Genomic DNA, 22,372 nt, shown 5'->3' with positions numbered 1-22,372 from the left:
CCGTGAGCAACCAGGCACAAGAAACACGCGAGGCACTGGGTGCCCGGCTGCGCGGCTTCCGGAAGGACGCCGGATTCGCTAGCGGCCGGGCCCTTGCCCGCGAGCTCGGCTGGCAGGAATCGAAGGTTTCCCGACTCGAGCACGGGAAGTAGAACGCGAGCGAGCCGGACAATCCCACGGCGGCGAGGCACGAGTACGGGCCGCCCGGTTCCCCGCGGTCAAGACCCTCGAGGAACTCGACGTCACCCACCTGCGCGGCCTGACGCGCCAGGAGGCCGGTCCGGCTGGCGACGCCGCCGCCAGGCACGATCACGGACCAGCCGATACCGCCGACAAGCCGCGGCTCAGACCGGAAGGTGGTGGGCTGCTGCTGGGGTACTGAACGCCGCATGAAGCAGGCGATTGAGCTTCTGATCGAGCATGCGCGTGAGCGAAGGGTAGGCGTGCTTTCCCAGGTGCCTGTGTTCGAACACCCTGCGGAAGTCCCGGCCGAAGACCGGAGCAGCGGCCTGGAACACACCCGCTTCCCGCTCGCCCAGAGTCTGCAGCAGGGGAACATCGATCGGCCGGGCCTTCTCGAACACCCCGGCCCGCTCGTGGGCAGGTGACCGCCACGCCGACATCGCGATGAAGAACCGTACGCCGCCCAGTCCCACATCACTCCCCCGAGCCTGACGGTGGAGGGCCGCAGAGGCAACCGCGGCGCCTTCGCCGAATCCAGCAACACCGGTGAACGGTCCATGGTCTTCCGAAACCGACCGGAGGTACTGGAGGACCGAGTCCAAGGCTGCCCCGGGATCCGCGTCCCCCACGCCGACGGGAATGCCGTGGTACTGATTCCACAGCTCCGAAAAGCCCGCCTTCCACTCCCGATAGATTCCCGTGACGTCGTAGAGACCCTCCTCAGCCAGGGAGTCCAGGTCCCGGACTGCGAGTTGCTCCGGACTGGTGAAGGCCGGCATCGCGTAGGGTGCATCGGGAATGACGAACTCAAGGTCTTCGCGCCTGGTCCAACCAGCCTTCTTCAGCATGGCTCGTGCCAGGCGTCCGTCGGTCCCCTGCCCCGGCAGGAACAGCACCCTGTGTCGACGCGGCACGTAGATGCTCATCGAGCCGAAGTCGTCGCGCCTGACACGTCGCTCCACGGGAACCGCGGGATCCCGTCGGTGAAGCAGCGCCATGGTGGGGGACATCAGCCTCCAGAGCCCCTCCCCCTCATCCGCCGCCTCCCCCATCAGTGTGGAGTACGCCTGCCACTCGGCTTCCCGCTCTCTCTGAAAGCGGTCGAACGGGCAGAGCTCCGCGGTTCGCGATGCAACGTTCTTCTTCGCGCGCTCGATGAAATCCCACAACTCCACGAGCAACCGCTCGGAGGATGACTTGTCCGAATTTTCGACAGCAATTCTACCGAATAACACTTCCAACTCGGCGGGGTTTTCCAAGAAATGCAGATACGCCTCGGCGAATGCCTGCAGGAAGAACACGTAACTCGAACAGAGCAGGGATTTCGCCCTACGCGGTATCTGCGCGCCGTCGTTGTAGGCGAACAGATTGGGATCGCCGTTAATCCAGAATCCTTCGACCCTGCTGTCTTCTCCGAAGATCTTCGGCAGGATGCTCTGGTCCGTCTGCGACCCCAGACATTTGACCAACACATCGGCCCTCACCTCCTTTCCGCTCTCAGTGACGACCGAACGGGCCGACACGTAGTCGATCTCGCTTTCTATGACGGTCACCTTCCCGGTCGCCTGCGCCAGGAAGTAGACGTCCGAGGCCGCCGGAACCGTCGACTGGTCCAGCACAAAGCTCCCGTCCGCTTCCTGAGACAGCGAAGGAAGGGACTCTATGTCCACGCCGGAGAGCTCGTAGAACGGGCGCATCATGTCCACGACGTCGTTGAGCGGTGTCACTCCCTCGCTCGAATTGATCACCCAGTTGCAGAGAGTGGACACGACCAGATTTCGTCGCCGGCAGACGATCGTCACATGTCGCGCACCGTTCTCCAGGGCAGTTCGCATGTTCTCCAAGGCGAAAGCACCGTGCCCGACCACCACTACCGATGCGTCATTGAACTTTTCCGGCGGCGTGTCATCGGCAACTCCCAGCCCGACATGGCCCGTGAAGAGGTGCTCATCCCGAAATCGATGTCGCACGGGCCGGTGGAGCCCGCCCGTGAGGGCGGCTACGCCGGAGACCCGGACGGACTTGGTGACGCCTCCCTGGAGGTACACCGCCTCGTACTCCTGATCCTGGACCTTCCTGACAGAGAGCACTTCGCAGTTGAAGCGAATCGGCTCCTTCAGCTCGGACGACACCGAATTCGCCTGCTGCAGGACCTCGTCCCTGCCCGGGAACACTGATCGCCATCGATGGTCGTCACGCACCGCGGGCGACGCGCTGTCGAAACTGTATGCTGGAGAATCGATTTGAACTTTGGAATCCGCATTGGCAAGTGAGCTCCACACGCCGCCGACACGGTCCCGCTTCTCCAGAACCAGTGCTGCGACGCCGAGTTTCTCAAGCCGTCGAGCGAAGCCGATACCGCCCAGGCCAGCCCCGATGACCAGGATCGGCAGGCGGGGAGACGTGGGCGTCTGCGAAGGAGCAGGAATCCGTTGCACGGGCTTCTTCGGAACGAGCCGCTGTGGAGCTGGCCCGCTCTCGCTCGACCGCTTCCGCGTCTGCTCGAAAATGTATCCCACCAGGGAGCGGACGTCTGCCGACTCCACGGCGAACGTCGTTGGCAGCACGACTTGCAGGTCGGACGCGATCCTGTTGCGCAGCAGTACGCTTCCCAGCGAGTCCAAACCGGATTCCGACAATAAGACGTCGTCCTCGACATGCCCTCCCACGACGTCCCGAGCCGCCGTGCGAACGACCTGCTCCACGTCACCCCTCCCCGGTGGCACCACCGGCGAATCCGGTGCCTGCCGCCGGGTGGTGAAGCGTGAGACAAAGCGGCTATTCAGCGACAGCGTGTCCCAATCCAGCGGGGAGACGCAGACGGCTCCCCGCTCGGGCCCGGCCAGCAGCCGGCTCAACGCCGTGACCCCGAGATCGTTTCCGATCGTTCCGAAACCCGCGGCCCTCGCACGTTCGACCGCTCCGTGACGCACCGCGATGCCGGCCTCGGACCACGCGCCCCACCGGATCGAGAGAACGGGCTCACCCTGCAGCGACCACGACTCGGCCAACGCGTCCAACGTCGCGTTCGCCGCGGCATAGCTCGCCTGGCCGACGGCCCCGAAGATCGAAGAGGTCGAGGAGAACACCACCAGGAAGTCCGGCGGAGCGAACACGCTGCGAAGGTTCTTCGCGCCGTCGACCTTGACCCCGTAAGCCTGCTTCAGCTTCTGCTCCGACTGATTCGCCAACACGCCGTCGGCCAGGACACCCGCGGCGTGGATCACCCCCGCCACCGCCGGCATACCGGCCTCCGTCATGGCGTCCCGCGCCCGGCGAACGCTCCGCAGGTCGCTCACGTCACACGTCAGCAGCTCGACCCGAGCAGATCGGCGCAGTTCCGCGACTTCAGGCGGCACAGGAGATCCCGCGCGCGTCGACCGGGCCAGCAGCACCACGTGCCGCGCCCCCCGGTCCACCAGGAACCCGGCCGCCACCGTACCCAGAGCACCCGAACCCCCGCTCACCACGTACGTCGCGTCCGGACGGGCAGTGAACCCCTCGTCGCCGAGGGTGTGCCGTCGGAGTCTCGGTACTTCGAGGACGCCGGTCCCGGTGAACCGGTAGTCCTCCTCCAGACGGCCGCTCCGGCTCAGGGTCAACGCTCGGAAAATCTGCTCCCTCGATGCCTCGATGCAGTGAACCGCCAGGTCGGACCGCTCCAGCCGGGCAGTCCGGCCAAGCCCCCACAACCCCGCGTCGTCGACCGCACCCGCCGCCGGCAGGAACACGACCCTGCGCGGGGAGGAGGGCGCCCCCTCCGAACAGGCCTGCAGAACGCGCAGCCCCAACAACACATCAGCTTCTCGCCCGTCGCTCAGGACCGCCACGCAGCCCCAGGCCTGTTCGACGAGCACGTCGTCGAGCGCATCCGAGGCGCGCGCCACGCGGCTGACCCACCCGTCCGGCAGATCGACATCGACGTCCGAACCGGACAGCAACAGGTGCGGCCCGGGCAACGAAGCACCTGAGGGCCCCTCCGCCTCGACCCATACCGTCGAGTAGAGACAGTCAGCGGCCTCGGACGGGGGCACGGCAGCCGTGGCAGCACTCGTGGACACACCCTGGGTCCGCGGGATCGACCTGGGCTGAGGACGAGACGCCCCACTGATCATATCGGCACTCCCTGTTCACGTAAGCAGAGGTTTATGGATCCGGTGTGCGGTGATTTTCAAGCTCAGACGCCGGATGTCTCGCTCCTCCCAAGATCCCGGAACTTCTTGGTCGCAATATTCACGCAGAGAGTCGGCGACAACCTGAAAAGCCACCAGAAAGCCTTCCAGAACGCGGGAACCACAATGATCCCCTTGTTCCGGGCGACCGCGTCGAGCGACTTCTTGACGAATTCCTCCGGTGAGATCGGCTTCTGCTCCTCCCACAGGTCCCGCGTCATCTCACGGGTCACCCCCTCGACGCTGCGTCCGTACACGCCTCCCTCGATGAGGGGGGTCCGGATGACGCCCGGGCACAGCACGCTCACACGCACTCCGAGCTGGGCCGCCTCGATGCGCAGATTGTGCGAGAGCCCCACCACGGCGTGCTTGGTGGTGACGTACGAGGTCGTCCCCGCGCTCGGGACCAGACCCGCCAGGGAGGCGGTGTTCACGATGTGGCCGAAGCCCTGATCGATCATCAGGTTGTATGCGGCCTGAACGCCGTTGACGACACCGACGACGTTGACGTCGATCATGCGCCGCCAGTCCTCGATGCGGTAGTGCCGGGCGCCCGCACCCATGCCGTGGCTGATGCCGGCGTTGTTGAACAGGTAGTCCAGACGTCCGGTTCGCGCGACGGTGTCCTTGACGAGCTGTTCGAACTTCGCATGGTCGGTGACGTCGAGCCAGGCGGCGGTCGCCTTCCCACCGGCCTCCCGAAGGGCGACGGCCACCTCTTCGGCCTGCTCGATCTGGAGGTCGGCCAGCACGACCTCACAGCCTCGCGCCACAAGCTCCTGGGCCAGCGCACGACCGATCCCCGACGCGGCGCCCGTGATGATCGCGGTGGCGTTCCCGTAAATCCTGATCCCGCTTGATATTGACATGACCGGATGTCCTCCCTGGATCCCGTACTCGTCCTCAGCCACGTATGGAAGCTGTCTGCTCCTGAAACTCATGGAGCGATTTCAGGTCCTGTCCGAAACGATTGATGGTGTGCACCTGCGCAGAGCCGCTGCCCGGCGGCAGGATGTACTTCACGAACGTCGCGAGTGTCGCGCTGGGCCCGAGGTCGATGAAGGTCGCGTCGTCGGCGGCGGACATCTTCTCGATGGACTTCGCGAAGTCCACCGGCCTCCTCATGGCGGCCCAGATGCCGTCGGCCGTCACTTCGACGACCCGGTCCGTCGAGGCGGACGACACGATCGGGATCTTCGGCGGGGCCAGCGTCACGGTGCCGAGGATGCCGCGCACCTGTTCTTCGACCGGGTCGATGAGTTCCGTGTGCACGCCGTGGTTGACGGGGAGCCGCTGGCAGACGATCCCCTCCTGCCCCAGGGAGCGTTCGAGTCGCTCCACCGCCTCGACCCGACCGCTGACCACAAAGTTGCCGTCGAAATTGCGTCCCGTGACCCAGCAGTCGGCGAACAACCCGGCATGGCTGCACAGGAGTTCTTCCGGACCGAGGACCGCCAGCATCCCCGACAGCGGTGTCCGGTCCGCCAGCGTCCGGGCGAATTCCACGGCGAAGGAGATCCCGAGCTCCAGCGAAAGCACCTCCGCGACCACGGCTGCGGTGATCTCACCCAGGCTGTAGCCCACCAGGACGTCGGGCCGGTACCCCATTTCCTGCACGACCCGCGTGAGGCTGTACTCCACGCACAGCAGCGCCGCGTTCGAGTCCGCCAGCGAGTCGAACGGATCGCTCTTCGTGCGGTCCTGGTCGAAGATCGTGTCCACCACCGACTTGCCGAGCACGGGGTAGGCGATGTCGTCGCAGTGGTCCAGCCAGAGCCGGTAGCGCGGGTGCCGTTCATAGAGCTCGCGGGTCATGTGGAAGTACTGCGAGCCCTGCCCCGAGTACATGAACACGGTCGGTCTCGTCATCGCCGCTCCTTTCGCACGGTCTCCGGCACGGTCCCGGGATGCCGTCGTCGTCAGCATTTCTCAAGGCAGATCGCCGCGCTGACTCCGCCGAAGCCCATGCTCAGACTCACGGCCGTCCGGACTGCGCAGTCCTCCGCCTTCTCACGCACCCAGGGGAACGTCTCGTCCAGCGGATCGACCAGGTTGCGGGTGGGATGCAGCTTCTGCTCCCTCATCTGCAGCAGCGTGGCCACGATCTCCACCGCCCCCGCCGCGGTGAGCCCGTGCCCGGTGATCGACTTGGTCGCGTTGATACGGGCGTCGGTGAGCCCGCAGCGCGCGAGCGCCCGCAGTTCGACCGCGTCCCCGGTGGGCGATCCGGTGCCGTGCGCGTTGACGTAGTCGATGGCCGACGCGGTCAGGCCGGCTTCCCGGAGCGCCGCCTGGATCACGGCCACCTCCCCCTCCACCGAGGGGTGGGGATTGCGGGTGCCGTCCATCGCCCTGCCGCCGCCGCGGAAGCGCGCGTACGGCGCCGGATGCCGGCGCCCGTCTGCCCGCTCGACGACCACCGCGGCGCATGCCTCGCCGAAGATGAACCCGTCGTGGTTCCGGTCGAAGGGGCGGCAGGCCGCGGCCGGGTCGTCGGCCCAGCGGTGGGACCCCATGGCGCCCATCGACTGGAACGCGAGGCATTCCCAGTACGACAGGTCCATGAGCGCACCCAGGGCGATACAGACGTCGACCTCGCCGGACTGCACTGCCCGCACGGCCTGGAGCACCGCGAGCAGACCGCTGGCCGATGCGCCGCCGAGCGTATGGGCGAAGCCCCGGATCGGGAACTGCTCGGTGCAGAACCCGCACAGGTCGGAATCCATGAAACCCATGCCGTACGTCGGGCGCAGGAACTCGGGACGGTCCGCGTGGCGGGCGTGCAGAAGGGTCAACTCGCGCTGCTGGACGTTGGATCCGCCGACCACGAGCCCGATGCGGGACGGGTCGGCATCGTCCAGCCCGGCCTCGTGCCATGCCTCGTACAGCGTGGCCAGGGCTGCCCTGGCCGAGAGCGACGCCGTGCGCACGCTGCGCGCGGCGATGCTCCCGGGCAGGCTCAGCTCCCCTATTTCGGCGCCCAGGAAGACCGCGGATCCGTCGGTGGAGGGGGCCGGAGGCAGCCGGCCCGGGCGCTGCATGAACCCGAAGGCATGGCGACCGTCGAGAAGGGCTGCGACGAAGTCGTCCTTGCCCTGGCCCACCGCGGTGGTAACACCCAGGCCCGTGACGACGACGTCGCGGCCGTCAGACCGCGGACTTGTCATGGATGAGATCCGCCAGCTCGCCTATGTTCTTCGCGTCCGCCAGCTCGACCAGGGGGATGCGCACCGACAGCGACTCCAGGGCCATGATGATGATCTCTGCCCGGTCGATGGAGTTGGCGCCCAGGTCGCGCAGCGAATCGGAGGGTTCGAATCGGTGTCCTTCGAGCTCGGGGATCACCTCGCGGGTGTGTTCCACGATCAGATCGAAGACGCGCGTGTCCGGCATGTGGTCAGCCTCCTGCGTAGTGGGACGTGATGAGAGCCCGGACCTCGGGCTGGTGGAAGGTCTTCGCGTGCATGGCCACTTCGCGCTCGATGTAGTGCGGGAGTTCGGCGCGGAGTTCGGACACCAGATGGCTCTTGAGGGTGACCAGGGAGATCCTGGGCTTCTCGGCCAGCGTCTCCGCCAGTTCGAGGGCGTGGTGCAGCACGTCGGCGCGCGGCAGGACCGGGAAGGGGACTCCCCGTTCCTTCAGCTCGTGGCCGTAGTAGGTCTTCGCCGAGAGCATCATCTCCCCGGCCAGGCTCATGCCGAGTTTCCTGGGGAGGATCAGGGTCGCTCCCATGCCGGGAGTGAACCCGTACTTCATGAAGTTCGTCGTGTAGATGCTCTCCTGGCTGAGGATCACGAAGTCGGCGAACATCCCCATGGCGAAGCCGCCGCCGATGCCGTGGCCCTGCATCGCGGCGATGACGGGTACGGGGCAGTCGAGCGCCAGGCCGTAGATGTCGGCATCGGTGAAGCTGATGCGCCGCTCCTGGATCAGCAGCAGGCTCTCCTTGGTGCCGCCGCTCGCGAAGTAGTTGCCGTAGCCGGTGAGAACGACGGCCTTGCACCGTTCGTTGGCCGCGACCTTCGCGAAGGCGTCCTGCAGGCCCGTGATGAGCTGATCGGAGAAGGTGTTCTTGTGTACCAGGTCCTGCATCGTGATCTGGACGACGGAAGAGGTGATCTCCCGGTACTCGACGGGTGGGCTCTGCATTCCTACTCTCCTTCCCAGGGGAACTGCCCTGTCTTCACGTAGCGCTCGATCTTGCGCAGGTTGTCCTCGTCGGAGAACACCTCCTCGTTGGCCGCGACGGCCTTGTCCCGAGAGGGGAGCAGAAGGTCGTCGAGGTTGCGCAGGTACTTCTTGTAGCGGGTCACTCCCGTCTTGGGCAGATAGCGCAGGCGCAGGAGGTGCCGGCGCAGCAGGTTTTCGCTGTTCTCCGCGCTGACGTCGACGAGTCCCCAGTTCACCGCCTGTTCGGCGGTGAACGGCTGCGTCATCAGCGTGATGTAGTTGGACTTGGCCGGGCCGACCTTCCTGGTCAGGAAGGGCAGGACGCAGGCCGGCATCAGTCCGAAAAGCAGCTCGGACAGGCTGAACATCACCGTGTCCGCGCACACCACGATGTCGCACGCGGCCACGAACCCCAGTCCTCCGGCGTTGGCCTTGCCGCGCACATGTGCCACGGATACGAACGATCCGAAAGCCAGTGAGAGCCACAGGTCGTACAGGGCCGCCGCAGGCGATTCCCCGTTCCGGTCCTCCCCGTCCCCTGCCGCGAGCTCGCCGAAGTCGGCGCCCCAGCAGAACACCTCGGGCAGCCCTTCCAGGACGAGGATCGTGGCGTGCTCCTCGGCGAAGCGCACCACGTCGGCGCACTCCTCGACCAGGCGGGTGCTGATGGTGTTGCCCGCCTCCGGGCGGTGCATCTGGAGGAAGCAGATCCCGTTCTCGAAGCGAACCTTGACGGTTTCGTATTGCGCCTTCAGGACACCCACTCGTACTCCCGGTGGAACTCATCGATCCGCTTCAGGAAGAGGAGCTCCCGGCCGTTCCCGGTCCGGGCCTGCGGAACGATGTCCGTGCTCAGGAGGGCGTTCCGGGTGCCGAATTTCACCGCGTGATTGGCCTGCAGCAGTGAGTCGTACTCCGGCATGGTCAACTCGTACCGGGTGCTGAGGTGCTTTTCCATGCTGAGACCGCGCGTGCGGTCCTGGCTCTCCTGGCGGGACACCCCGCTGAAGAACTCGGAGCAGCAGCCGGAGCCGTACGAGAAGACGCCTATGCGCTGGGGGCTGGAGAGGTCCGCGTTGTCGATGGTGCTGGCCAGTGACAGCATCGTGGTCGCACCCATGATGTTCCCGACACGCTGGCAGTACGTCAGTCCCGGGTGCATGCGCCGCTGGAAGTCCTCCTCGATGACCGCCGGACGCGCCTTGGCGATCTTGCGCATCAGATTGCGGTGCGCGCCCTTGATCATTCCGCCGAAGGGGGTGTGGAAGGCGAGGTAGCCGAAGGACGAGACGAAGTCCACGTCGCCGACCCGGCGTTGGTACTCAAGGAAGGAGTTCTCGCAGCAGTCCAGGTAGGAGAGCAGGGACAGGTCCGCGTTGCCTGCCTCGCTGTCGGGCAGGGGGCGGCAGGTGTCCATCACCTCGTAGCCGTAGTAGCCGCTCGCGCCGACGTCTATCTGGAAGATGTGCGGGGTGTCGCTGATGATCATCGCCACGGCGCCGGCACCGCCGCTCGGCTCGGCGAAGGACCAGTCCTCGGAGAGCGCGTCGCCGCTCTCCGCGACCATGAAGCGCGTGATGTCGGTGGCGATGACCAGGGCCTTCGCGCCCGGTGAGGTCCCCGACAGGATGAAGTTCGCCGCCGTCTGCAGCGCCGCGACCCCCGAGTAGCAGGCGTTCTTGATCTCGAAGAGGCGGCAGTTCCGGTTCAGCCCGAGCAGATCGTGGAAGTACGTGCTCATGGACTTGCCGAAGTCGAACGCCGACTCGGTCGCGGTGATGACCAGCTCGATGGAGTCCCGTTCCTCCGGCGACAGCGCGTCGATGAGGGGTTTGGCCGCGTTGACACCGAACGTCACCGGATCCTCGTACGGCAGCGCGACGGTCTTCTCCTTCATGAGGAGGTTGTCGAACCTCGCGGTGTCGAGACCGCGGTGGATCGCCAGCTTCGCCACGTCGAGATGGCAGGTGCCGGCGAAGATGTTCATTGCTTCGATTCCAACGGTCGTCATGGGTTCTCTCCCTGGAGCTTGCCGTTCGATTGCGGTCCGATTCACTGCGCTGCCGGGACCGGCTCCAGTTCCTGGAGATCGAAGTACCCGCGATATCCCTGCATATAGACGGCCGCCCGGTGTCCGAAGAGGACGGCTGCCGGCGTGGCGGTCTCCAGGTGCCCGTAGTTTCCGGTGGTAGAGCGGAAGCGATTACCGATCGCATATCGCTCATTCCAGTTCCGGACCATTTCCCCGGCACTCTCGGCCGTCTGCGCGACACGCGGCAGGGGTTTATTCTCACTTTTGAGTTCGCGGCGGATCTTTTGCAGCAACTTGGTCAGCACATTCCCGTGACCGATCTCCTCGAATTCCATTCCGGAGTATGCGAGGAGGTGCTCCATGGTGTCCGACCACCGCACGGCCTGCACCATCTGCTTCGTCAGGTTCTCCTTGACGAGGTGATCCTCATAGACCCTCGCGGTCACATTGGAGACCACCGGAATGCGCGGCTTCGAGAAGGTCATTCCTGCAAGGAAATCTTCGAACTCCACGCGGGCCGGCTCCATGTACCGGGAATGGAAGGCCCCGCTCGTCCTCAGCGGCATGAACAGGTGGTTTCCGGTCTGGAACAGCGGCTTCGCAGCCTCGATGTCCTCGGCGCGGCCGGAAATCACCACCTGCGACGGCGTGTTGAAGTTCGCCAGATCGACGGAGTCGAGCCCGTTCTCCGCGAGGATGGTCCGGATCTCCGACTCCGAGGCGTTCAGCACGGCTGCCATCCCGCCGCCCGAAGCCCGGCCCATCAGCTCTCCGCGCTTGCGGACCAGCCGCAGGCCGGTCTCGAAGTCAAACACCTCGGCCGCCAGCAGCGCGTTGTACTCACCAAGGCTGTGACCTGCGACGAAGTCCGGCACCAGACCGGTCTCGCGGAGCTTCTGGTAGTAGGACAGGGCATTGACGACATACATCGCGGGCTGTGTGTACTGCGTCTGGCCGAGCAGTCCGTCTGGATCCTCCCGACAGAGGTCCTTGATGGAGTAACCCAGAATCGAGTCGGCCGAGCGGGTGAGATCCGCGAATTCATCGAAAAGGGAAGCACCCATTCCCTTCTGCTGCGCCCCCTGCCCGGGGAAGATATAGGCCCTCACGGTAAATCCTTTCCCGTCATCCTTCTCATTTGGTCCCGAAGACCGCGATCATGCTTCGCCTCACTCTGCCAGAAAATATACGCCCGCGGCTACCTGCATCCCGAGAGAATCGAGGACGCCTCACGCATCAGCTTCATCGCCATCCGGTCCGGATGGCGGTTCCTCCAGTTTTCCCACGGCGTGCCCCGCACCCATTGATTGAAAGCCCCCAGCGCAGGCCCCGTATGGATCTGCACATTGGCCCGGTCGAAATCGGTGTCCATGAACGACAGCCGGCTGCTGTAGCCGTAGTACCAGCGGAAGATCAGAGTCATGCGCCGCTTCGGACTACGCTCGGCCCGCTCGATCTCCGACTCACGGCCCGTCTTCCGCAGGTGCTCGCAGGTTTCACGCCACACCTCGTCGACGCTCTTCTTGAAGTAGGTGTCCTGGATCTGCCTGCGGGTCTCCTGCGGTATCTCCTCCCACGAGTCGTACCTCTTGTACAACGCGTGCAACCGGTTCGCCCGGGCGGGAAACAGCACGCCCTTCTTCAGGACCTGGACCAGGGCGCCGATCTCGAACATGTCGCCCGCCGGGCAGTAGTCGGTGTCCTGGACGTCGATGGTCTGCAACCGGTCCTTCACCGCATCGCTGATGCCGGCCTCGGCCGTGCACTGGTTGATGGAGCCGGTCATGACGAAGTCGGCGCCCATGGCGAAGGCGGCGGCGACCGCCTGCGGCGTCCCGATCCCGCCGGCGAGCCCCAGACGGATCTTCTCGCCGTAGCCGAACTGCCGTGTCATGTGCAGCCGCAGGCTCTGCATCGAGGGCAGCAGCACGGTGGACACCCCGCGGTCGGTGTGGCCCCCCGAATCCGCTTCGACGGTGAGGTCCTGCGCCACCGGAACCCCCCGGGCCAGCGCGGCCTGCTCGCGCGTGACGCGGCCCTCGGCCACCAGCCGGGCGACCACGTCCTCCGGCGCGGGGCGCATGAACTCGCCGGCCACCTCGGGCCGCGAGACCTTGGCGACGATCCGCGTGTCACGGGCGACCCCGCCTCCCGGCCGGGCCCGCAGCCCCGACAGATGGAACAAGACCAGGGCCGGGGTGACCTTGATGAAGGCCGACGCCTCGATGACGCGCACACCGTGGGCGAGCAGCATCTCGACGTTGGCCGTCTCCCGTGCCGGGTACTGGAGGTCACACAGCAGATTGACTCCGAAGGGCTGGTGGGGCTCCAGGTGCCGCCGGATGTGGACGATGTCGTCCGTCACCCGCTCGGGGTTCAGGCCGGCGGCGCCCAGGAAGCCCATGAAGCCCGCCCGCCCCAGGGCGACCACCAGCTCCTTCGAGGCGATACCCCGGTACATCGACCCCGCCAGGTAGGCGTAGTCGACGCCGAAGTCCCGGCGGAAGGACGCACAGCCGAGCCGCCCTGCCGCGTCCTCACCACGTTCTCCCCTCGCGCTCATTTCGTGTCCCGCGCCTTCTGGTGGCGGGTGGCCCACGCCTTCGCCACGGGGAGGCGCCTGTCCCGCTTGCCGGAGTAGAGCAGCTTGCAGAAGGACCGGACGGTGGTGAGTGCCGCCGGGTCGCCGAGCATCACGAAGTGGTTCGCCGAGTCCACGTCGACCTGGTGGAAGTTCGGCAGCTGCCGCTGCCACTCCGCCCAGTAGACGGCGTTGTCCAGGACCGCTCCGTCCTTCTGCGTGGAGAAAAGCGGCTCCATCTCCCCGTAGAACAGGCCGCTCCGGTTGCGGAAGTAGAAGCAGGCGACCGATTCCGGCCGGGGAAGCGGCGTGATGTCGTAGTCCAGCAGTCCGTAGGCCTCCTGGACTCCCAGATTGCGCAGCACCCGGGCGCGCAGCGTCTGCGCGTCCCCCTTCAGCCCGCGCTGTCGCGCGAGGGTGAGCATCTGGTCGAGCAGGTCGTCCTCCTCCTGGTCCCAGTCGACCTCGCGGACGGACAACAGCGTGGTGGCGAAGTCCTTCGGAGCCGGCTTGGAGGCGGCGAACAGCAGGGCGTTGACCTGCTGCAGCAGCATGTCGGTGCGCGACATGGTCACGTCCCCGACGCTGTCGTCGTAGGTGTCCACCATGACGATGCTCTCGACCGTCCCGCCCTGCTCCTGGAGCCGGCGGGTCACCTCGTAGGCCAGCAGGCCGCCGAACGAGTAGCCGCCGAGGTCGTAGGGCCCCTCGGGCTGGACCGTGCGGATGATCTGCGCGTAGTGCGTCGCCAGCGCCGGGATCCCGTGCAGTGGCTCGCTGTTCGTCATCCAGCCACGGGCCTGGATCCCGTAGAAGGGCCGCTCGATGCAGTCGGTGACCGTCGCGTAGACCTCCACCCCGCCGAGCCCGCCGTGGAACCAGAAGACCGGTCGGCCCTCGCGTCCACCGCCCAGGTGAACGACCTCGGGGATGCGCACCGGCGCGACGGGCGCCGTCCCGGACCCGGCGGATGCGCCGGCCCCGGACCCGAATCGCCGCAACAGGTCCCGGGTCGACCGGCACTCGCTCAGCGCATCGAGATCGGCCGTGGGGTCGACCTCGGCCTGCAGCGCCTGGAGCAGCTGCGTGGCGTGGATCGAGCTGAAGCCGAGGTCCTCCAGCGGCGTCGCGAGGTCGAGTTCGTTCGTCCGCATCCCCAGCAGCTCGGCGACGACGACCGTGATCCGGTCCGCGGCTCCGCCGGCCGGAGCGGTGCCCGTAGCCGGAGCGGTGACGGCCGCCGGAGCAGTCGCCGCCGGAGCGGCGATCGTGGTCGTGGCGTCCCCTCCCGGCGGCACGGGCACCCAGTACCGCTTCCGGTCGAAGGGGTAGGCCGGCAGCGACCGGAGCATCCGCGGGTTCCGCTCGCCGCGCCGTGCCGACGCCCAGGGCACCTTCCCACCCCGCGCCCACAACAGGGCCAGCTTCTCCAGGTGGTTCTCGGCCAGCAGCTCGCGGACCAACGCCTCCCCGGCCCGTCCGCCGAGCAGCAGTTCGAGGTCCGGGTCGTTCCGCCCGGCGTCGCCGGTGAACAGCGGTACGGGGGCGGTCCCCCCGGAACCGTCGAGGTAGTGGGCGAGGCCCTCGACGAGCTCCTTGAGGTTCCCCGCCACCAGCGCGAGCCGGGAGTGCATGGCCTCGCGCCCGCACTGGAGTGTGTGGGCGAGGTCCTCAAGGGACAGGTCCGCCTGCGTGGGCACGAACTCCAGCAGCCGGCTCGCGACGGCCCTCAGCCGGTCCTCGGTGCGCGCGGAGAGGAGCACGATCTGTGGCATCGGGTGGGCGTCCAGGGGCCCCGGTGCGGCGGCGTCATCGGCCCCGGGCTCCCCCACGTACTCCTCCACGATCAGATGGGCGTTGGAGCCGCCCGCTCCGAAGGAGTTGATGGTCGCCCGCAGCGGATACTCCCGTTCCTGGCCGTCGAGGTTCACGACGGGCCGGTGCCACGGCTCCGCCTCCTGCGGCAGGTAGAACGCGGTGCCCGCGAGTTCCACCCCCGGGTTGAGGCGGCCCTTCCCGACGAAGGGGACGAGCCGGCGGTGCCCGAGCTGCAGGACGACCTTGCTCAGCTGGGCTATGCCCGAGGCCGCCTCCATGTTGCCCAGGGTGGACTTGACCGTGCCGACGGCACAGAACCCCTCGTCGCGGGTGTGCTCGCCGAAGGCGTCCCGCAGCGCCGCGAATTCGATGGCGTCGCCCATCTGGGAACCGTTGGCCGACACCTCGGCATAGCTGATCGTGCGCGGGTGGATGCCCGCCCGCTCCAGGTTCTCCACGATCAGCCGCTCCTGCCGGGCCGGGCTGGGCACCATGGGGCCACTGGTGCGGCCCTTGTGGTTGGTCGCGCTCGACCGGATGACGGCGAGGATCTCGTCCCCGTCGCGGACGGCGCTGGACAGCGGCTTCAGCAGCACCGCTCCGACGCCCTCCGCGCAGATGAAACCGTCCCCGTCGAGGAGGGCCCGGCTGTCGCGGCCGCTCCCCGTGAGGCCGGTCAGGCTCAGCCCCTGGTACTTCTTGGGGTGCAGGGAGAGGTTGACGCCACCGGCGATCATCATCTCGCTGCCGCCCCTGCGCAGTTCCTCGCAGGCCATGTGGATCGCCACCAGCGACGAGGAGCAGGTGGTGTCGATCGCGAGGCTCGGCCCCTGCAGGTCGAAGAAGTGCGAGACCCGGTTGGCGATGGCGCTGTAGCTCATCACCGACGTGATGGACTCGTGCACGAGGTCGGACGACAGCAGCTGGTAGTGCTGGTACATCGCGCCGACGTAAACGCCGACCCGGCTCCCGTGCACGTCGCGCAGCCGGTCCCGGGTGTAGCCGGAGTCCTCCAGCAGGGTCCAGACGCACTCCAGGAACAGGCGCGTCTGCGGATCCATGATCGCGGCTTCGCGCGGTGAGACGTTGAAGAATGGTGCGTCGAAATCGGCCGCACCATCGAGGAATCCGCCCCACTGGGCGGGGGCGCCGCCGGGCTGGTTCCGGTCGGAGCCGCCGGAGGGGCGGTGCTCCCAGCGGTCCGGGGGCACCTCCGTCACGCAGTCCCGTCCCGCGGCCAGGTTCTCCCAGAATCCGTCCAGGTCCTCCGCGCCGGGGTAGCGGCCGGCGAGTCCGATCACGGCGATCGCGTCCTCGCGGGTCGCGGGCCGCACCGGCTCGGCCGGTGACGGCACCACGAGCGGCGCCGAGGGCCGTACGACGGTGACCGGGGCTCCGCCCTCGGGCGCGGGGGACCGGTCGGGCTCGCCGTGGTCGCCGACGACCATCCGGACCGCGTCCGCGTGGGCCTGGAGGAAGTAGGCGCTCAGCTCGTGGAGGTTGCGGTACTCGAAGAAGAGCGTCTTCGACAGCGAGCCGAAATCGGCCTCCAGCCGGTTGGTGAGGGAGAGCGCCAGCACCGAGTCGATGCCGAACTGCTCGAAGGGCGCCGCCGCGTCGATCCGGTGACCGGGCAGCTGGATCACCTCGCTCAGGGTCTGCCGGAGGCGCGCGACCAGGGCGGTACGCACCGGGTCGGACGCGTCGCCCGTCGCCCGGCGGGACCGGCCGGCAGCCGGGGCTTCCACCGGGGCGGCCGACCGCGGCGGTGCGGGCCGGGGCGCCTCGGGCGCCGCGGGCCGGCCCAGCACGGTGCGCCTGATCCGGCCGGCGTCGCCCGCGACGACCAGGACCTGGCTGTGCGGCGCCGCCAGAGCGGCGTACAGCGCGCCCATGCCCTCGGTGGTCGGCATGGGTGCCATGCCCAGCCGCTCGCGCATCACCGCCTCGGTACCGGGGTCCACCCGCATCCCGCCCTCGGCCCACAGCGGCCAGTCGACCGACACGGAGGCCCCCGAGCGCTCACCGCGGTCGACCAGCTGCCGCCGGTGGTGCGTGTAGGCGTCCAGGAACGCGTTGGCCGCCGCGTAGTCGCTCTGCCCGGCGTTGCCGAACACCCCTGCCGCGCCGGAGAACGACAGCAGGAAGTCCAGCGGTACGTCCTTGCTGGCCTCGTCCAGGTTCACCAGGCCGGCGACCTTCGGCGCGAGGACCGCGCGGCACTCTTCGGCGGTCTTGCCGCGTACGAGGCCGTCGCGGAGCACCCCGGCCGCGTGGATGATGCCGTGCAGGGTGCCGTGCTCCCGCAGGATGCCGTCCACCAGGGAGCGCACGGCGGCGGCCCGGGTGACGTCGACCCGCGCGTGGCGGACGTCGGCTCCCTGGTCGCGCAGCGCGTCCAGGACGGACTCCTGTTCGGGTCCGAGCGGTGAACGGCCCGCCAGGACGATCTTGACGTCGCGCACGCAGGCGGCCATGTCCCGCGCGACGAGCGTGCCGAGGCCGCCCAGTCCGCCCGTGACGAGGTAGACGCCGCCACTGCGCCAGGGCACCCGGGCCTCCGCAGGCGTGTCGTCCTCGCGCCAGCCGAGTGCCTCCACGCGGCCGGCCCTGAACCGCAGGCAGGACGCGTCGGGATGCCGGCGCGCGGCGGCGAGGCGGAACATCATCTGCTCGGCGGTCTCGTCCGGGTCGACGACCACGACCTGCGGCAGCAGCCCCGGCTCTTCCGCCTGCGCCGACTTCAGCAGCCCGAGCAGGCCGCGGGTGGTGGCGAGTCCGCTCTCGTCGGGGACGACGAGCTGGACGCGGACCCCGTGCCGTACGCCCTCGGCCATCAGGCGGCGCAGGTGGTCCAGCGCCTGGACGGTGTACTCGGTGAACCGCTCCGCGATCCCGGGCGCGGCGGAGGTCAGCCGCAGCAGCCGCGCCGCCGGATCCTGCCGGGCGAGGAGTTCGCCGAGGTCGGGCAGGTCGGGCAGCAGCACGACGCGTTCCCGCGGTTCGACGTCCGGGTCGCCTCCGGGGAAGGCTTCCCGCCAGACCGGCAGGAAGCTCACGCAGGACACCTCATCCGGTCCGGTACCGCCGACCTCGCCCTCAAGGACCCGGTAGGACATGCCCCGTATGCGGACGCAGACCCGTCCCTGGTCGTCGCAGAGGTCGATGTCGAGCTTGAAGACCGTCCCGTCCGCCCGGGAGCCCGCGCTGAAGCGGATCCAGGCCCACATCGACTCCGGGCAGTCGCCGAGCACTTCGAGCTCGTCCAGGGCGAACGGGAGGGAGGGCTTCATGCCGGACACGTCGAGTGCTTCGGCCGCCCCGGTCGCGAGACCGATGCCGAGCGATGCCTGCAGGGTCGCGTCGAGCAGGCTCGGATGCAGGACGAACGCGCCGCGAGCCGCGCGGACCGAGCCGGGCAGGACGAGGCGGGCCAGGATCTGGCCGCGGCCGACGTGCAGCCGCTCCAGGCCCCGGTGCGAGGGGCCGTAGCGGAACCCGATGGCCTCGTACGCCCGGTACAGCTCGGCCGCGGTCAGCTCCCCCTGGCCGCACGCGGCACGGAGGGCCGGAACGTCGAGCAGCGCCGGCGCCACTGCCCTGCGCACCACCTGCCCCTGACTGTGCACCACCGGGGCGGCGCCGGGCCCCGGACCGGGCGTGCCGGTGATCTCGTAGTCGGCTTCGTCGGGGCCCGTGGGCACGAGGGACGTGACGAGGGTGACGGGCTCATCGTCCACGGCCACGGGCCGCGCCCACACCACGTTGCGAAGGGCGAGGGCGTCGGCGCCGCCACCGGGCTCGGGCGTTCCCAGCGTCAGGGCGGCTGCGGCCCGCGCCATCTCCAGGCAGGCGACGCCCGGCAGCACCTTCCGCCCCTTGACCACGTGGTCGGTGAGGTAGTGCTCCTCGCCGGTGAACCGCGTGCGGTAGCGCCGGGCGCCGAAGTCCGAGACGTCTTCGTGCAGCAGCGGGTGCGGCTCGGCCGTGCCGGGGCGAGCCGCGGCGAGTGCCCGCTGATCGGACACCCAGTACCGCTCACGGGCGAACGGGTAGGTCGGCAGGGGTACGCGCGCGTGGTGGTCCGCGGCGAAGAGGGCGGCGTAGTCCAGGTCGTAGCCCTGCACGTAGAGGTCCGCGACGGTCGACAGCAGCTCGGTGCGCGATGCCGGGTCGGTGGCGGCCTGCCGGAGGGAGTCGTTGCCGAGCTTTCGCAGCGCGGCACGCTCGTCGATCCCCTGCGCGGGGACCTCGCCGGCGCTCATGCGGGGGCTCTGCGCCCCGTCGAGCCAGGTGCGCAGGGTCCGGACGAGTTCCCCGCTGTCGCGCACGACGAAGGCCAGCCGGTGCGCGAGGTGCCTGCGGCCGAGGAGGAGGGTGAAGGCGATGTCGCCCGGGTCCAGCCCGGGCCGCTGCTCGCAGTGCTCGATCAGGCGCTCGGCCTGCTCGACGAGTTGCCCGGCGGTGACGGCGGAGAGGGTGACGAGGTGCGCGGTGGACGCGGTGGAGGGACGGGCCGCGGCCGGGGCCTCCTCGAACACGATGTGGGCGTTGGTCCCGCTGACCCCGAAGGAGCTGACCGCGGCACGTCGTGTGCCGTCGTTGCCGGCAGCCCAGGGCCGGTTCACCGTGTTCACGTAGAACGGGGTGTCGGACATGTCGATGTGCGCGTTCGCCCGCTCGAAGTTGATCGAGGGCGGGATGGTGCGGTGCTCCAGCGAGAGCAGGACCTTGATGGCTCCGGCGACGCCGGCCGCGGTGATGGTGTGGCCGAGGTTGGACTTGACGGAGCCCAGCGCGCAGTAGTCCCTCCGGTCGGTGTAGCGGCGGAAGGCCCGCTGCAGCGCCCGGTACTCGATCGGGTCGCCGAGCTCGGTGCCCGTGCCGTGCGCCTCCATCATCTGGATGTCGTCGGGGCGGATCCCGAAGGTGTCGTAGACCGAGGTCTCCAGCCGTTCTTGGGACGCGGCGCTCGGCGCGGTGATCCCGTTCGACGCGCCGTCCTGGTTGATCCCGGAGCCGCTGATGACGCCACGGATGTGGTCGCCGTCGGCGAGCGCGTCACTGAGCCGCTTGAGGACGAGGACTCCGACGCCCTCGCCGGGCACGAAGCCGTCGGCCCGGTCGTCGAAGGTGTGGCAGCGGCCGCTCGGGGAGAGCATGCCGGCGCGGCCCGCCAGCACGTAGAACTGCGGCGTGCACTGCAGGGAGACGCCGCCCGCCAGGGCCATCTCGGTTTCACCGCCCCACAGCCCCTGGCAGGCGAGGTGGAGGGCGACGAGCGAACTGGAGCAGGCCGTGTCGACCGCGATCGCCGGGCCCTGAAGGTCGAGATGGTACGAGATGCGCGCCGGCATCGCCGACAGCGCGTTGCCCCACATTGACTGTGGGGGCGCCTCGGCGCCGAACAGCTGCGCGTACCCGCTCTCCTGGCAGCCGACGTACACGCCGACGCGCCGCCCCCGGGTTCCGGAGCCCGCGTAGCCGGCGTCTTCGAGCGCCTTCCACGACTCCTCGAGGAAGAGGCGCTGCTGCGGATCCATGTAGGTGGCCTCGACGCCCGAGATGTTGAAGAAGGCCGGGTCGAAGCGATCGATCCCGTCGATGAAGCTGCCGCGTTCGCAGCTCTGCGCATCGGCCGGGCGGTAGCCCGACAGGTCCCACCGCAAGACGGGCCCGGTGAGGTCGTGACCCTGTGCGAGGTGCTCCCAGAGCTGCTCGACGCCGGCCGAGCCGGCGAACCTGCCGCTCATACCGACGACGGCGATGGGCTCCCTGGACGGGCCGCCCGCGGCGGTCCGCCCCGCGTCCGGCCGGGCGGCGCGGCGGGACGCGGCCGAAGGCGGTGCGAGCTCCTCGGGCGCGACCCGCTGCCCGGTCGGCAGCGGTACGGCCGGTGCGGCCGGTGCGGCTGGGAGAGCGTGGTCGACGATGTGCCGCGCCAGCCGGCTGACGGAACCGTGGTCGAAGAGGTCGGTCGTGGCGAGGTCGGTGCCGAGCGCACGGTTGATCTCCTGGATCAGCCGCACGCCGATGATCGAATCGACGCCGTAGTCCATGAAGGCGTCATCCGCGGCGATCTGTGACCGGTCGATCTTCAACGACAGTCTCAGCTGCTCGAAGATCGTCTCCCTGACCCGCTGTTCCGGCGCATCGCCGGAGGCGGCGGCCTCCTGGACCCCGGGCCGGACGAGGCCCTCGCCGACCGTCTCCCCCGTCGGGGCCGCAGCCTCCTGCTCCTCCTGCCGGACGAGGCCGTCGCTTGCCGCGGCGATCACCTGGTACCCCAGCTCGTGAAGCCGCCGCGCCGGGAAGGACACGGAGCCGAATCCCTCGTCGTCGAGCACCTCCTCCCAGGTGTCCGGGGAGAGGCCGGGGCCGCCCGGCATGCGCAGCTCGTCGTCCTCGTAGAGCCACCAGCCGTCGAGGAGGCCGAACGTCAGGTGGGTGAAGAGCGAGTGGGTGGAGAGCTCGTTGGCGAGCAGGACACCGTGCCGCTTGAGCGCGCCCTTGGCGTTGCGCAGTGTCCGGCGGATGTCCTTCGTGGCGTGCAGCACGTTGGTGGCCAGGACGAGGTCGTAGGAGCCGGGGGCGATGCCCTGCGCCGCCAGCGGTTCCTCGACGTCGAACAGCCGGTAGTCCAGATAGGGGTGCCGCGGCCCGTACTCCGCCTCCGCGTACATCAGGAAGGACTTCGACAGATCCGTGTAGGAGTACGTCTCGACGTGCGCCGCGAAGGGCTCCAGCCGCTCAAGGACGGTGACGCTCCCGCCCCCGGTGCCGGCGCCGATCTCCAGGATGCGGATGCGGGCGGCCGGGTCGGCGCGGACGATCTCCCGCACCACGGCGGCCACGGCGTCCGCCAGGATCCCGTTGAAGCAGTCGGAGAGGGGGTTGTCCCGGTAGATCCGCTCGACCAGCTCCATCGACGAGTCGGGGAACATCACGTCGGTGGCGAGCACCTCGCCGCGCAGGATGCCCGACAGCGCCCGCAGCGTGGCGTCGAGCAGCGTGAACCGCGCGCGCTGGGCGGCGTCCCCCTGCGCGCCGGCGCCGTACTGCTCCCATTGTGACCACGTGGCGGAGCTGTCCACCGTCACCGCCGGGACCGGCCGCGAGGGGGAGCCGCTCAGGAACCCGCCGGCGCGCAGCCGGCGCACGGATTCGTCCAGCCAGCGCCGCAGTCCGCCGCCGGGGAGCGGGGCCGGAGCCTCGCCGGACAACTGCCCCGCGCTCTTGAGCTGGAGGAACAGCAGGCGGCTCAGCAGGTCCTCGTCCACGTCGGCGGCGGCACCGGGCGACGCGCCCGGTGCCGGGCCCGTCGTACCGGCCTGCTCCCGGCACAGGTGGCGCAGGGGAACCCGCGTGCCTTCGGGCACCATCGTGATGGCTTCGCGCCGAATGTCGTTCAGCAT

Annotated in this window: 11 protein-coding genes and 1 pseudogene; 1 reads left to right on the top strand and 11 read right to left on the bottom strand. The window is 68.6% G+C overall.

Annotated features, from left to right (window positions below):
• Nucleotides 1-2 precede the first annotated feature (2 nt).
• Nucleotides 3-149, top strand: a pseudogene (locus J7I97_RS39100) (helix-turn-helix domain-containing protein); the annotation flags it as partial.
• A gap of 195 nt (nt 150-344) precedes the next feature.
• On the opposite strand, the gene J7I97_RS30850 reads toward J7I97_RS39100, so the two are convergent.
• The 11 genes from J7I97_RS30850 to J7I97_RS30800 form a co-directional block, all read right to left on the bottom strand.
• On the bottom strand, nt 345-4,142 hold the full coding sequence (locus J7I97_RS30850) for an SDR family NAD(P)-dependent oxidoreductase (RefSeq protein ID WP_251059316.1): 3,798 nt from the start codon (nt 4,140-4,142) through the stop codon (nt 345-347).
• Between the two features lie 218 nt (nt 4,143-4,360).
• The gene (locus tag J7I97_RS30845; protein WP_308365732.1) at nt 4,361-5,266 is read right to left on the bottom strand and encodes an SDR family oxidoreductase; all 906 of its coding nucleotides are present in this window, start codon (nt 5,264-5,266) and stop codon (nt 4,361-4,363) included.
• Nucleotides 5,259-6,224 (bottom strand): acyltransferase domain-containing protein, encoded by a 966-nt coding sequence (locus J7I97_RS30840; RefSeq protein ID WP_214941493.1) that lies wholly within the window; start codon nt 6,222-6,224, stop codon nt 5,259-5,261. Before J7I97_RS30840 ends, J7I97_RS30845 begins: the two co-directional genes overlap by 8 nt.
• 50 nt (nt 6,225-6,274) lie before the next feature.
• Nucleotides 6,275-7,522 carry a beta-ketoacyl synthase N-terminal-like domain-containing protein gene (locus J7I97_RS30835; protein ID WP_214941490.1) on the bottom strand — a complete coding sequence of 416 codons (1,248 nt, stop codon included), beginning with the start codon at nt 7,520-7,522 and terminating at the stop codon, nt 6,275-6,277.
• The gene (locus tag J7I97_RS30830) at nt 7,503-7,748 is read right to left on the bottom strand and encodes an acyl carrier protein (protein WP_214941487.1); all 246 of its coding nucleotides are present in this window, start codon (nt 7,746-7,748) and stop codon (nt 7,503-7,505) included. Before J7I97_RS30830 ends, J7I97_RS30835 begins: the two co-directional genes overlap by 20 nt.
• A 4-nt stretch (nt 7,749-7,752) precedes the next feature.
• A complete protein-coding gene (locus tag J7I97_RS30825; protein ID WP_214941483.1) occupies nt 7,753-8,505 on the bottom strand; it encodes a polyketide synthase in 753 nt (250 codons plus the stop codon).
• A 2-nt stretch (nt 8,506-8,507) separates the two neighbouring features.
• On the bottom strand, nt 8,508-9,290 hold the full coding sequence (locus J7I97_RS30820; protein ID WP_214941480.1) for an enoyl-CoA hydratase/isomerase: 783 nt from the start codon (nt 9,288-9,290) through the stop codon (nt 8,508-8,510).
• Entirely contained in the window at nt 9,278-10,537 is a 1,260-nt protein-coding gene (locus J7I97_RS30815) for a hydroxymethylglutaryl-CoA synthase family protein (RefSeq protein ID WP_214941477.1), read from the bottom strand. Before J7I97_RS30815 ends, J7I97_RS30820 begins: the two co-directional genes overlap by 13 nt.
• Nucleotides 10,538-10,578: 41 nt before the next feature.
• Nucleotides 10,579-11,667, bottom strand: coding sequence for an ACP S-malonyltransferase (gene fabD, locus J7I97_RS30810; protein WP_214941474.1), 1,089 nt, complete (start codon nt 11,665-11,667; stop codon nt 10,579-10,581).
• Between the two features lie 89 nt (nt 11,668-11,756).
• The gene (locus J7I97_RS30805) at nt 11,757-13,121 is read right to left on the bottom strand and encodes a PfaD family polyunsaturated fatty acid/polyketide biosynthesis protein (protein ID WP_214941471.1); all 1,365 of its coding nucleotides are present in this window, start codon (nt 13,119-13,121) and stop codon (nt 11,757-11,759) included.
• A complete protein-coding gene (locus tag J7I97_RS30800) occupies nt 13,118-22,372 on the bottom strand; it encodes an SDR family NAD(P)-dependent oxidoreductase (RefSeq protein WP_214941467.1) in 9,255 nt (3,084 codons plus the stop codon). Before J7I97_RS30800 ends, J7I97_RS30805 begins: the two co-directional genes overlap by 4 nt.

Source organism: Streptomyces sp. ISL-87, from assembly GCF_018614095.1.
Classification (GTDB): Bacteria; Actinomycetota; Actinomycetes; order Streptomycetales; family Streptomycetaceae; genus Streptomyces.
This window is presented reverse-complemented; position numbering and strand designations above follow the sequence as displayed.

Coding starts and splice junctions, on each gene's coding strand:
- J7I97_RS30840 (WP_214941493.1), bottom strand. CDS start 6,224: ATGACGAGACCGACCGTGTTCATGTACTCGGGGCAGGGCTCGCAGTAC.
- J7I97_RS30835 (WP_214941490.1), bottom strand. CDS start 7,522: ATGACAAGTCCGCGGTCTGACGGCCGCGACGTCGTCGTCACGGGCCTG.
- J7I97_RS30830 (WP_214941487.1), bottom strand. CDS start 7,748: ATGCCGGACACGCGCGTCTTCGATCTGATCGTGGAACACACCCGCGAG.
- J7I97_RS30825 (WP_214941483.1), bottom strand. CDS start 8,505: ATGCAGAGCCCACCCGTCGAGTACCGGGAGATCACCTCTTCCGTCGTC.
- J7I97_RS30815 (WP_214941477.1), bottom strand. CDS start 10,537: ATGACGACCGTTGGAATCGAAGCAATGAACATCTTCGCCGGCACCTGC.
- J7I97_RS30805 (WP_214941471.1), bottom strand. CDS start 13,121: ATGAGCGCGAGGGGAGAACGTGGTGAGGACGCGGCAGGGCGGCTCGGC.
- J7I97_RS30800 (WP_214941467.1), bottom strand. CDS start 22,372: ATGCTGAACGACATTCGGCGCGAAGCCATCACGATGGTGCCCGAAGGC.